General features: G+C 42.7%; 10 protein-coding genes. 5 read left to right on the forward strand and 5 right to left on the reverse strand.

The window, feature by feature from the left end; genetic code table 11:
* Positions 1-57 precede the first annotated feature (57 nt).
* Complete coding sequence (locus tag VIN08_RS03535) at positions 58-1,797, forward strand: family 43 glycosylhydrolase (RefSeq protein WP_331960317.1); 1,740 nt, start codon at positions 58-60, stop codon at positions 1,795-1,797.
* Positions 1,798-2,154: 357 nt separating this feature from the next.
* Here the strand turns inward: VIN08_RS03535 and VIN08_RS03540 are convergent, their stop codons facing one another.
* Positions 2,155-2,895 carry a DUF2625 domain-containing protein gene (locus VIN08_RS03540; protein WP_331960320.1) on the reverse strand — a complete coding sequence of 247 codons (741 nt, stop codon included), beginning with the start codon at positions 2,893-2,895 and terminating at the stop codon, positions 2,155-2,157.
* Positions 2,896-3,018: 123 nt separating this feature from the next.
* On the opposite strand from VIN08_RS03540, the gene VIN08_RS03545 reads away from it, so the two are divergent.
* The 4 genes from VIN08_RS03545 to VIN08_RS03560 all read left to right on the forward strand — a co-directional run bounded on the left by VIN08_RS03545 (position 3,019) and on the right by VIN08_RS03560 (position 6,702).
* On the forward strand, positions 3,019-3,507 hold the full coding sequence (locus tag VIN08_RS03545) for a nuclear transport factor 2 family protein (protein WP_331960323.1): 489 nt from the start codon (positions 3,019-3,021) through the stop codon (positions 3,505-3,507).
* Positions 3,508-3,613: 106 nt separating this feature from the next.
* On the forward strand, positions 3,614-4,339 hold the full coding sequence (locus VIN08_RS03550) for an SDR family oxidoreductase (RefSeq protein WP_331960326.1): 726 nt from the start codon (positions 3,614-3,616) through the stop codon (positions 4,337-4,339).
* A gap of 476 nt (positions 4,340-4,815) precedes the next feature.
* On the forward strand, positions 4,816-5,784 hold the full coding sequence (locus VIN08_RS03555) for a cadherin repeat domain-containing protein (protein WP_331960329.1): 969 nt from the start codon (positions 4,816-4,818) through the stop codon (positions 5,782-5,784).
* Positions 5,785-6,231: 447 nt separating this feature from the next.
* Positions 6,232-6,702 carry a DUF5675 family protein gene (locus VIN08_RS03560; RefSeq protein WP_331960332.1) on the forward strand — a complete coding sequence of 157 codons (471 nt, stop codon included), beginning with the start codon at positions 6,232-6,234 and terminating at the stop codon, positions 6,700-6,702.
* Positions 6,703-6,760: 58 nt separating this feature from the next.
* Here the strand turns inward: VIN08_RS03560 and VIN08_RS03565 are convergent, their stop codons facing one another.
* The 4 genes from VIN08_RS03565 to VIN08_RS03580 are packed head-to-tail and all read right to left on the reverse strand — an operon-like array spanning position 6,761 to position 11,823.
* Positions 6,761-7,654: a DUF4249 domain-containing protein gene (locus tag VIN08_RS03565; RefSeq protein WP_331960334.1), complete on the reverse strand. Its 894-nt coding sequence runs from the start codon at positions 7,652-7,654 to the stop codon at positions 6,761-6,763.
* Positions 7,655-7,656: 2 nt separating this feature from the next.
* Positions 7,657-10,251, reverse strand: coding sequence for a TonB-dependent receptor (locus VIN08_RS03570; protein WP_331960337.1), 2,595 nt, complete (start codon positions 10,249-10,251; stop codon positions 7,657-7,659).
* 15 nt (positions 10,252-10,266) lie between these two features.
* The gene (locus VIN08_RS03575; protein ID WP_331960340.1) at positions 10,267-11,262 is read right to left on the reverse strand and encodes a FecR domain-containing protein; all 996 of its coding nucleotides are present in this window, start codon (positions 11,260-11,262) and stop codon (positions 10,267-10,269) included.
* A gap of 51 nt (positions 11,263-11,313) precedes the next feature.
* Complete coding sequence (locus VIN08_RS03580) at positions 11,314-11,823, reverse strand: RNA polymerase sigma-70 factor (RefSeq protein ID WP_331960343.1); 510 nt, start codon at positions 11,821-11,823, stop codon at positions 11,314-11,316.
* Positions 11,824-11,952: the final 129 nt, after the last annotated feature.

Genomic DNA, 11,952 nt, shown 5'->3' on the forward strand with positions numbered 1-11,952 from the left:
TCAAAGAAAAATATAGTGTAAAATGTACATTTGTAACTATATTTCAATTTAGACTTGATGAAAGAGAGCGTAAAATATCTAAGCATCGCCTTCGTGCTGGTGTATAGTTTGATCGGATGCAAAACCGAACCTGTTACGGAAACCAATGCTATTGTTACATTTTGTAATCCGGTAGATATCAGTTATCGGTTTTGTACAGACATGCCTTCGCGCAGAGAGGCGGCTGATCCTACTATTGTGTGGTTCAGAGATCGCTATTTTCTTTTTGCTTCAAAGTCGGGTGGCTACTGGCATTCAAAAGATTTAACAAACTGGACTTTTGTTGAAACCAGCCAGATCCCGGTTGAAGAGTATGCTCCTACTGCGGTTAATATTAATGACACACTCTATTTCCTGGCCTCCTCCAACGAGAAGAGTACACTCTATAAATCATCCGATCCATTAACGGGAACATGGCAGGTTGCCAAAGAGAAACTGGATATACCGGTGTGGGACCCTACCCTCTTTCTGGATGATGACAGGCGACTATATCTCTATTGGGGATGTTCTGACAAGAATCCTATATATGGCATTGAGCTGGACTACAAGAATAATTTCGCATTTATAGGGGAACGAAAAGAATTACTTCATGGCAACCAGGCTCAATTGGGCTGGGAAGTTCCGGGAGATGATAACACACGGGTAAATCAGAGTCCGTGGATAGAAGGCGCCTGGATGAACAAGTTCAACGGCAAATACTATTTACAATACTCCGGGCCTGGTACCGAATATAAAAGTTATAGCGATGCAGTATATATAGCGGATAGTCCGTTGGGACCTTTCTCGTTGCAGCCGCACAATCCTTTTGCCTATAAGCCGGGAGGTTTTGCTGATGGCGCAGGACATGGAAGTACATTTGCGGATCAACAGGGTAACTACTGGCATATAGGTACCAGCACCATATCGCAAAAGCAAATCTTCGAAAGAAGGCTCGGACTATATCCTGCATTCTTTGATGAACAGGGTACTTTATATGCCTCAACAAAATATGGCGACTATCCCCTGATTATGCCGGAGAAAAAGATAACCAGCTTCGAAGAGATCTTTCCGGGATGGATGTTACTCTCATATAACAAACCTGTAACGGCATCGTCCGCTATAGATTCATTGCCTGCCAATTTAATGACGGATGAAAATATACGAACCTATTGGGCAGCTGCCAGTGGAAACGCAGGCGAGTATGCCACGCTCGATCTGGGAAGTATAGAAGATGTATATGCTGTGCAGGTAAACTTTGCCGAGCACGACACCAAAATACTCGGCAGACAAAAAGATATATACCACCGGTATAAAATAGAATATTCGGAGAATGGTACTGACTGGGCGATGCTGATGGATAAATCAACCGCCAATACGGATAACTCACACGCATACTTTCAACTGCCACAGAAAGTGGCCTGCCGGTATTTGAAAGTTACAAATGTACAGGTGCCCGGAGGCAATTTTGCTATGAGTGGCTTCCGCGTTTTTGGTAAAGCTAATGGCGCGCTGCCAGAGAAAGTTACCAGCCTGGATGTACAACGAAATCAAAATGATAAACGAAGTGTAACGCTTACATGGCTCAAAGATAAGAATGCCACAGGCTACGTTATCAGCTATGGTGTTGACAAAAACAGGCTATACCAGAATTACATGATCTATAGCGACACGACTGTTACCATCAACAGCCTGAACGCTAATGAGAAATATTATTTCACGCTGGAGGCATTTAATGAATCCGGAATTACAGCCAGTGGGTTAATGATTGAAGCACAATGATTAGTCGGGCATACGAATTGCACCCCGCTACATCTATACTATAAGTATTTAAAAAATACGATTGAATATATACCAGGTTCAAAGCAATCTCCGTTAACCTGATAACCGTAATTTTAAAAAACATTATTGAATAACGCTGGCAACACGGTGATCCGCTCGGGCAAGGCTCAGGAGGCAAACTGGATATAGATATACGCGGTTTGAAAAGTGGCTTGTATATATTGAAGATCACCAGTAAAGGGCAATCCACTATTCAGCACATCGCTATACAATAACAGAAATATACGTATTGAACAAAGAAAGTCGCTCGAAAATCCGAGCGACTTTTTTATTTATAGACAGTCTTCAGGAATTGTTCTATTTACTAATCCTTAATTGTTTCCGAACATCCATAGTAAGTCCATATGTTTCCTCAGCAGCAATTGCTTTGCGTAAAGCTTTGGTAATGTCTTTTCCTTCCTTCGTCCAAAGAGGCGGATAGAAATTATACATCATGTTTCCATCAAGCTGAGATACTTCTTTTTCCCATCCACTCCAGCGTAGGCCCCGATAAAAATCTGCCAGGTCGCCATAGAAGCAAAAACTGAGGAAATCTGAATATGTTAGATCGAGAGACTCCCACATTAAATTATCTGGTGCGAGATAATATACTTGCTCTATATCTTCTCCAAACTCACCACCATTGATCGCAAAGAATCCTCCTATAGCATCGTCAGCTATTAAAAGGAAAGGTGCGCCTTCACCAAAATTTGTAATGGATTTTCCCTTATTCCAATCAGGCAACGCTCTATTCAGGCGCTTGCTCCCGGAACCCAGTATACGTATCCAGCCATGATCTACCAGAATTCCTCCTGTTGAATGTACGATCGCGCCCATAGGAGATCGTGTAGTTACCTGTATTTTATAGAGGGCATCGAGAGCTTTTTGTGAATCACAAGGCAGCACCTCGACTCTATTTTTCGCTGAATCAATCCATTGCTTAACCAGTACCCAACCTGGCTCGGTGTTGTTAATTAATTCGTTAATGTCTCGCATCTTTTGTGCTTGTCCTTCTGTATACAAGAAAAGAAAAATAAGAGATAATAGAATTTTATTCATAATTCTGGTAGCTAATATATACACTCACTACATCAAGTTATGAAAATATACCAAGCTTCGGAACAGAGCCCAACCTTATAACACTTTAAATCGTTTTAGAAACATACCCGATATACACCCTAAATGAAAACCATCCTATCCATCGCGATAGCATCTATAGTACTGATTATTGCTATCGCATGCTCGTCAGCCAAACACACAGGAGCAACCCTGCCTGCTTATTCTCCTCCATCCATAGAACTATATAAGAGTATTGTTCACATGGATAGTGTTTGGGAAGATTCGTACAACAATTGCAGGCTCGATAAACAGGAGGAACTGATCTCTGAAGACCTGGAATTTTACCACGACCAGGGAGGCCTGATGACATCAAAGACTCAGCTCATTGCTGCCTTGAAAAATAATATCTGTGGAAAAGTAACGCGCGAGCTACTGCCCGGAAGTATAGAGGTATATCCTATAGCAAACTATGGTGCTGTTGAAATGGGACTTCACCGGTTCCATAATAAAAACGATACGGGCAGCGGTGAGGGTCACTTCGCCAGGTTTGTTCATTTATGGCGTAATGAAAACGGACACTGGAGAATTACACGTGTCATCAGTCTCCATTAACCTCTTAAGAGGCTTGCTTGATTTTTGCAAAATATCATTTGATTTTCGCAAGTGCTGATATTGTCCTCTTTTACATCTTTGTATCATTAATTTCAATATATCGAAGATGAAACTGAACAACAATAAAATTCTGATCACCGGTGGCGCCAGTGGCATCGGCCTGGGATTAACAGAGAGATTTATACAAGAAGGTAATACCGTTATTGTGTGTGGAAGAAGAGAATCTGTTCTGAAAGAACTTACCGGTAAATTTCCCACGGTAATTACCAAAGTATGCGACCTGGCTGTTGAAGAAGAACGCACGAAGTTATACGAGTGGGTAGCTCAAGAACACAGCGATCTGAATGTGCTGGTAAATAATGCAGGCATTCAAAACTGGATGAATATTACAGACGCTAATTTTTTTGCGCGCGCACAGGAGGAAATCACTACCAACATTGAAGCTCCGCTGCATTTAACATCGCTGTTTATCAACCATGCCTCGCTTACTACCATTGTTAATGTAACGTCAGGGCTATCGTTCGTGCCGTTTACCAAAGTGCCGGTATATTCTGCAACAAAAGCGTTCTTCCATTCCTTTACACTCTCAACCCGCCACTTGTTGAAATCAAGAAATATAGAAGTGGTTGAATTGATCCCGCCGGCATTGAATACAGACCTGGGAGGCAAAGGCCTGCACGATGCAGCACCTCCGGTAAGCGATTTCATCAACGCTGTATTCGAGCAACTGCAACAAGGTAAAACAGAAATTACCTTCGGCTTCAGCGAGGCGATGGCCAGGAGCAGCCAGGAAGATGTAAAGAATGCTTTCAGCCGGTTGAATGGTCAATGATACTATAACAACGGACTACCTACACGAAACTCCGCACGGTATTTACTTTTATACCAATATAATAAAGGCTCCTGATGGAGTCTTTATTATTTTAATAAACAATACATATATATATCCTATTTACAAAGTTGCCCCACAACTGCGTCCCTATACGCCACCATATCAGTTTTTTTACAATATTATTACATACAACTCAATCCTAAATAAAGACAGGAAGCCCGAATCTCATCCCCATTTGGGATAGTCTCAGGCAACGGTATACCTACACGATTGTGTAGTATTTACACAGACTACCATTGATCCTGATTTATAACCAATCGTATCAAAATTTACTCTCCTCTGGCCCGCTCACGCTCTGCACCGAATATCCAGAAACCGATACGTTAAAAAGTATATATGTAAGATTTTAAAAGTTGAAACCTTTTAGCGCGGTAACCATTTATTAATTTTGATAAAAAAAACATAACATCATTTCTATGAACATTTTTACCTGGCGCCAAGCCGCCTTTTTTGTTTTACTAAGTGCATTGGTAGTTGTTGGATGTAAAGATGAAGAGACCCCTCCGGTCATTACAGCATCTGATTTCGAAGTTACCGTAGACGAAAACCTGCCTGCAGGCACAGAACTGGGCAGCCTGACTGTTGCGACTGACAAAGGTACATTGACTTTATCTATCCAGTCTCAAAGTGTGACAGGAGCTATAAATGTGGATGCTACTTCAGGCAAACTATCCGTTGGTGATGCTGCTAAATTTGATTATGAAACCAACCCCGTGTTAACAGCAGTAGTACTTGCTCAAAACGAAGGTGTTGAGAAGACAATCAATGTAAAAGTAAATCTTCAGAAAGTGATTTGGGAAGGTGCCAATCTCACCTTTACCAAGGATAATAACGCTGATTGGACAATAGCAACTGTACAAGACAAGATCACAGACAAAGTAATTCTTACCCGTCAGAACAAAGGTCCAATCTATAACTACCAGTGGTGGCAGAATAACTTTAGCAGTGATGCTACTTACAATGATCTGTATGATGACTTCTGGAATGATACTCGCTCTGAAAGAGAATTTACCCGTGAAGGCGGCACTATCGGAATACGCTGGGCGATCCTGGATAACACTGGTGCATCTACCGATACCTGGGATAAATTTGAGTTATATGGAACACTGGGAGACCCTGCACACTTCTATAGTCTCCATAACATTGCATCCATTCTTACACAATTGGAGAGCGGAGTGAATGTAACAGGCGTTCCTGATAATTTCAGCATTGAAATGGAAGGTGGAGAAGTAAACGAAAATGCAGGAACGAATATGCCCCTGCTGGTCGGCAAAAAACTTGGTGTCTGGCTTGTTGAAGAAGATATATATTTCACACTTACTTTTACAAAGTGGGGAGCTGATGGCGACAATGGTATATCTTATACGCGGTCAACAAAAGACTAATCAAATCAAATAGTAAAATAATAAAGGCTCCTTCGGGAGCCTTTATTATTTACGCAACATTTTCAAAACCAGAACGCAGTCTGTGCGTTCCATGATTCATAACCGCGTATGATGAAGTTCGTACATCCGTTATCTGTTATTGCTTTACTATGCGTTATGGTAGACTGTATTGTCTTAATTTTCCGCCAGACTTTCACTGTTTCTTTTTCGGCAGCGAGTATGATGTAAAGTGGATCAGCACTAAGTGCCTCCCCTTTCCGGTGAATAAATAGTTGTTAATAGTCCGATCATTCACATATTCCCGGAATAGAAAGCCGTGGAAATATATAGCAGGGTTACTGAAGTTATACTATATTTAGGATCAGGAATAACACCGGAATCCTTCAACAACAGGTGGCGTTAGCCGAAAAGCCGTACAGAGTAGGCAATCTGCATAAATATACTCTTATGTACCTGAAGAGCCTTCTCACCTTGCTTGTACTATGTATCGTTGTATCCGTTTCTACTGCACAGAAAAAAGATCCGGCTAACTACCTTATTACCCTGCAACGCACAAAATCATCACCTGAATGTACCATCGGAAGTATATTTATGGGAGGTATGCCGGTATGCTTTTCATTCGAAACTGCGGAAGGAAAAGTAAATATACCGGCCGGAGAATATATAGCCATCATTCGCGAAAATGTAGCCAACAAGCGGGTGATCCTCGAACTGGTAAAGACCAAAGACATCATCCGTATAGGAGAATTTCCAAACACCGCTAAAAATCATATCGGTATTGCCGAAACCTTGAACGGCTGCGCGAGCGATTCAAATGAGAGTTCAGTAAAAGCATACGATGCACTGACACTGGCTTTAAAGAAAGGTAAATTTACCAACGGCCAGCGCGTAACTTTTACAATAGCGGATGCTGAGTAGTATTTTTTCTTAACATTGATCGTGTTCAAATCCAACGGTGAAGCACTGAAGAACCCGATCATTGTATTTGCACCGTATACACGGAACTGCTAAAGCCTGCAAATATACCGGTACCATTCCTGATGTTATTATATACCTGCACCGGCTGCGAAAACGGATCACCCCGCCCATCCTCCTGAAGCTGGCTCGTAGTTCTGAACTGATAGTATTCGGCACTCACGCTTCGCAGCGTAATGGAGAGCTTCACGTGCGTGCCGGCATAACGCCAGGTATAATTGGGAATACTCAAAGAGAATATTTTCCGGTTGCCATTGAACAATACATCCTGAAACAGCATACGCTCCCCTGCCAGGGAATTGTGTATACTATATTCGCTCACCACATAGGCAGGATCTGTAGATTGAAAGTCAACCCAGCCCGGTGACTCTACGGTGTCCTGATAATACTCACTGTAATATCTATACCATCCGTCTATATATACCTCATAATAGTTGGACTCGGCCGCAGGATCATCAATTACAAAATGCAGAATCATTTTATCTCCGTATTGAGAGATCACTTCACCATAAGCCGTGTCCACCATTATCGGAACGGGTAACTTACACAGAGCTGTGAGCTCAGGCATTTCGGGCGCGCTTACCACGATGGAATAATCCATTCCAGCAGCACCAGGTTTTACCTCCGTTTCATAATACCCGGCTTTGTTATACTGCAAGGTCGTTATCTGATCGCCTGTGATAACAACAGAAGCATCTTTGATCGTATCATACCCCCAGGTATATTCACCCGATGACAGCGCGTTACTTCTGAAAACATCTACCCGCCAGGTACTGTCAGGGTTGAAAATACTGTTCACCACAAACGGCCGCTCCGAACCGGTATCAATATCCACGATCTTTTCGCAGGCGAAGAGTATAAACACAAGCATCGTAAAAGCTGAATATTTTTTCATAACTAAAATTGAAAGCTATAGGATATAGAGGGAAGAATCGGGAACAAAGTATATTGCCGGAAGCGGTCGTTATTAGTCTCTACATAAAAAGGATTCATACGGTTATAGGCGTTATATACTCCTATAGTCCACTTACGCAAGCCCCACTTCACTTTCTTCTTAAAGTTTACACTCAGATCTAACCGGTGATAATCGCGCATACGAAAACTGTTTCGCGCTCCATAGTATGCTATCGGGTAAAGCCCCTGATCATAGAATGGATTCGGATACCATGCAACCGGCATAGTTACTGCATTACCGGTAGCAAAGACCCACGTCATGGATAAATCGATACGATCACTCAGGTGATGCTGCAATACCAGCGATATATCGTGCCTGCGATCGTACCGATAAGGAAAAGGCTTTCCAAAATTCAATTCATCAAACTGGCGCATATTCTTCGACCAGGTATATCCCAGCCACCCGGTTAATTTTCCTTCCGTCTTTCGAATCAAAAACTCAGCACCATAACTTTTCCCGGTGCCACCGGCTATCACTTTGTTCTGCCAATCGGTATCAGGGTTAAGACGCACATAACCATCTAATGATACCGTGGTATAGCTGGCACCATCTTTATATTCGATCAGATTATACAATTGCTTATAGTATGTTTCTATCGAAAATTCATACCGGTGGCGATGTACTTTAACAAGACCTAAAGCAACTTGTCGCGATCGTTCCGGTTTAATCCTGGCTGTGCTTGGCACCCATACATCTGTGGGCACTCCGGCTCCGGCACTGGTTAGCAAATGTATAAACTGCATCATGCTGGCATACGATGCCTTCAGCGAAGTCGTTTCATTTATACTATATCTTCCGGATATACGAGGCTGCAGCGAAGTATACCAGGTTCCCTGTACCTGGAAGCCGGAAAAATGCAACCCTGTATTAATTCGAATGCGCGGATGTATCTCGGCATCATCCTCTAAATATAGGTCAGTTTCCCATCCCGGTGTGCGCTGTGAAATGGTAGACGCATAATAGTTATCTTTATCATAGTAGGAATATATACCTGGCAGGAAGAAATGTCGCGTAACGTTGGCACCGTAGCGGATTGAATGCACTGGCACCGGTCTGAAATCAAAATCAAGTTTCATCGCCAGATCTTCAATACCGGAAATCAGCTCGTTACCATTTCGTTCCCGCACAACTGTGGATGATCCCAAATTTTCTGTACGGAGTGATTCGCTGTTTACATTAAAGCGATAGCGGCTATAGGTAGCCGTGAGGTTGCTGAACAGGCGTGGTGAAAGAATACTATTCCACCGAAACGCTGTCACTATATTTTGCCAGGATAGCCCGAACGAATCTGAGTAACTTTCCTGCGAGTATTTGCTTGCATTGTTAAAGTAAAGATCATCATCTCCCATATAAGCGCTGAGATATATTCTGTTCCGATTGTTGAGAATATGATTTACCTTGAGGTTTACATCATCAAAATGATAGTCGCGTTTCTTGCCATCGTCTCTGATTTTTTGAAACGGTTTATAGAGCAGGTCCAGGTATGTTCTTCGTGCAGAAAAGATAAACGAAGTCTTGTCACGTGTGATAGGTCCTTCCACACTGATCTTGGATGAAATTATACCGACAGAACCCTCTGCGTGTACTTTCTTCATATTACCATCCTTCATGGTTACATCCACAACCGAAGACAAGCGGCCGGCATAGCGGGCAGGAAATCCTCCTTTCACCAATTCTACTTTACTGATAACATCGGCATTAAAAACCGAGAACATTCCAAATAAATGCGACACATAATATAGCGGTACACCATCGAGTAACACAAGGTTCTGATCAGGCCCTCCACCACGCACATACAAATTGCTGTTTCCTTCATTACCAGCCATTACCCCCGGCATCAATTGCAGCGTACGCAATACATCATTCTCACCCAGTAATGCCGGCAAACTCTTGATCTGGTTTACGGATATAGTATGGCTACTCATACTCGAAGCTTCCTGTGGCGTATTAACAGCATGCTCAATAACAACTTCTTCCAGCAAGTGATTCGGCACCAGGCGAATGGTGATGAGTGTATCGCGCTGCAAGCGCAACGCTATAGTCTGCGGTATATATCCTACATACGAAAAGTGAATCACAGCAGAGTCAACAGGTAACGCAAGACTATAAAATCCATTGGTATTAGCTATACTTCCCGAATGTGTAGCGGCCTCGTAAATGGAAGCACCAATAAGCGCTTCGCCTGTATCCTGATCCCGGATATAGCCGTTTACCGAAAACCGCTTCGTTCGGGAGGCCGTGAGTATAATATTTCCATTCACCTCCTGGTATCGTATATCGGCATCTTTCAATAACCGCGACAACAATTCTCTCAATGAAATTTCATATACAGAAATAGTTACTCGCTGCGAGAGGCCTGCCAGGGTAGATTTATAGTAAAAATGAACTTCATATTTCGCGGATAATTCTTTCAACGCCTCCTCCACCGTTATAGCAGAAATATTTAACGAGACCTTTTTCTCCAACACGGAATACTGCGCCAGCGATATGGATGTATAGAAGATCAGGAAAAAAAACAGTAGTATAAATTTATTCATATACTTCTTTACAGATTAACAACCTTTGCCCTGTACACTATACCGACCTCCCTGCTTTGTAAAAGACACTTCCAGCGAAACTTCGAGTACGCGAAGTATATCTTCCAGACTGGCATGATCGAACGTTCCGGTAAACCGACAGGAAAGTATAGCGGGAGTGCTTACAGTAAATTCTGTATCGTAACAACGCGTCAGTATATCAAGTATATCTTTCAGTTGAGAGTGTTCGAACGTCAGTACCTTATCATGCCATGCTTTAAAATTCGGATCGCGTACAACCTCTGCTGTTATTTTATCCTGTTGTATATCAAGTGTGCCGGTTCGTCCGGGTGTTAGCAGTACACTGGTAGCAATATTCTGCAAGGAAGAGAATTTTACTTTCCCGGTTGCCACGGAGACTCTATCGGCTTTCTCTTCGGTATACGATCGCACGAGGAAAGATGTACCCAGCACTTCCGTGAGCGAAGAAGCTGTCTTGATCCGGAAAGGCTTATGAACATTGCGCTGCACTTCGAAGAACGCTTCACCGGTTAATTGTACCAGGCGTTCGTCTCCATCAAACTGCTCCGGGTATTGTAATGACGAGCCATGGTTTAGCGATACGCGTGAACTGTCGGGTAATATGATTATTTTTCGCTCATGCTGTGCTGCTGCTACATATATAGTCTTGGGTGCAGAAAACATCCAGGTAGTCATCCCATATATAGCAATCGCTACGAGGGCCAGCGTTGCTGCCACCTTCAGCCACCACTTGCTATCATATAGCTTCACAACGTTTCTCTTCTCTGGCTCCGTTACTATAGCACGCAGTTCCTGCCAGTGTTTATCAGCATTAAAATCAATGAGTGGTTCTTCCGGCTCGGTTGCCTGCCAGAGCGATCGGTATTGTTCGTAGAGTTGCCTGTTCTCTTCTGCCCGGTTCAGCCATTGCTCAAGTTCAGCGCGTTCTGCTGCGGACGCATGGCCATTTAATACTTTGTTGGTAAGATGCCAGTAATATTCCTGATTCATACTGCCATGACAGATCAAAGTCTATCGACAGCTAGTGCAGAATCATTTTTTTTAGAAAATAAATAACAGCACCAATAAGGTAATGTATTTCCGGAAAGTATTCAGAGCATGTTTGATGTGATTGTCAACCGTGTTTACGGCTATATTTAATTGATCAGCAATCTCCTGGCGGCTGAGTTCTTCATAACGGCTTAACAGAAATACACGCTTGCAAACCGGTGGCAGCGTGTTTAATACTTCTTGTATCTTATCCTGAAATTCCTGCGCCATAACAGTTTGTGACGCATCGGGCGATGTCGTTGATGTAACGCTTGCGTAGCCCAGCCCGGCCGTTGTGCGCCTTTTATTTGCATCCGCATAATTGAGTGCCTGATTTATAGCAGCGCGATATAGATAGGCTTCCGGCAAGCCTTGAATATCACCTCTACCCTTCCATAGCTTGACAAACACATCCTGCACAACATCTTTCGCTATATCTTTATCACGCACAATTCGGTATACCTTGTTGCAAAGTATATTAAACTGTTGCTTGTATAACGATTCAAATTCCGTCAGATCCATTTACAGGGCCAGGTATCGCACGAAAGTATAGATTGTTTTAACAGTAAAAAAACGAATTAGACAAATACATATTTATACTGTAACCCCCGCTATATAAGATTTCTTCGTAGCTATAGCTTACCAGTCATC

The organism is Ohtaekwangia sp. (assembly GCF_036568665.1).
Taxonomy (GTDB): domain Bacteria; phylum Bacteroidota; class Bacteroidia; order Cytophagales; family Cyclobacteriaceae; genus Ohtaekwangia.

What these genes read in the sequence shown, in the direction of transcription:
- VIN08_RS03535 (WP_331960317.1), top strand. Translation starts at nt 58, where the DNA reads ATGAAAGAGAGCGTAAAATATCTAAGCATCGCCTTCGTGCTGGTGTAT.
- VIN08_RS03540 (WP_331960320.1), bottom strand. Translation starts at nt 2,895, where the DNA reads ATGAATAAAATTCTATTATCTCTTATTTTTCTTTTCTTGTATACAGAA.
- VIN08_RS03545 (WP_331960323.1), top strand. Translation starts at nt 3,019, where the DNA reads ATGAAAACCATCCTATCCATCGCGATAGCATCTATAGTACTGATTATT.
- VIN08_RS03550 (WP_331960326.1), top strand. Translation starts at nt 3,614, where the DNA reads ATGAAACTGAACAACAATAAAATTCTGATCACCGGTGGCGCCAGTGGC.
- VIN08_RS03555 (WP_331960329.1), top strand. Translation starts at nt 4,816, where the DNA reads ATGAACATTTTTACCTGGCGCCAAGCCGCCTTTTTTGTTTTACTAAGT.
- VIN08_RS03560 (WP_331960332.1), top strand. Translation starts at nt 6,232, where the DNA reads ATGTACCTGAAGAGCCTTCTCACCTTGCTTGTACTATGTATCGTTGTA.
- VIN08_RS03565 (WP_331960334.1), bottom strand. Translation starts at nt 7,654, where the DNA reads ATGAAAAAATATTCAGCTTTTACGATGCTTGTGTTTATACTCTTCGCC.
- VIN08_RS03570 (WP_331960337.1), bottom strand. Translation starts at nt 10,251, where the DNA reads ATGAATAAATTTATACTACTGTTTTTTTTCCTGATCTTCTATACATCC.
- VIN08_RS03575 (WP_331960340.1), bottom strand. Translation starts at nt 11,262, where the DNA reads ATGAATCAGGAATATTACTGGCATCTTACCAACAAAGTATTAAATGGC.
- VIN08_RS03580 (WP_331960343.1), bottom strand. Translation starts at nt 11,823, where the DNA reads ATGGATCTGACGGAATTTGAATCGTTATACAAGCAACAGTTTAATATA.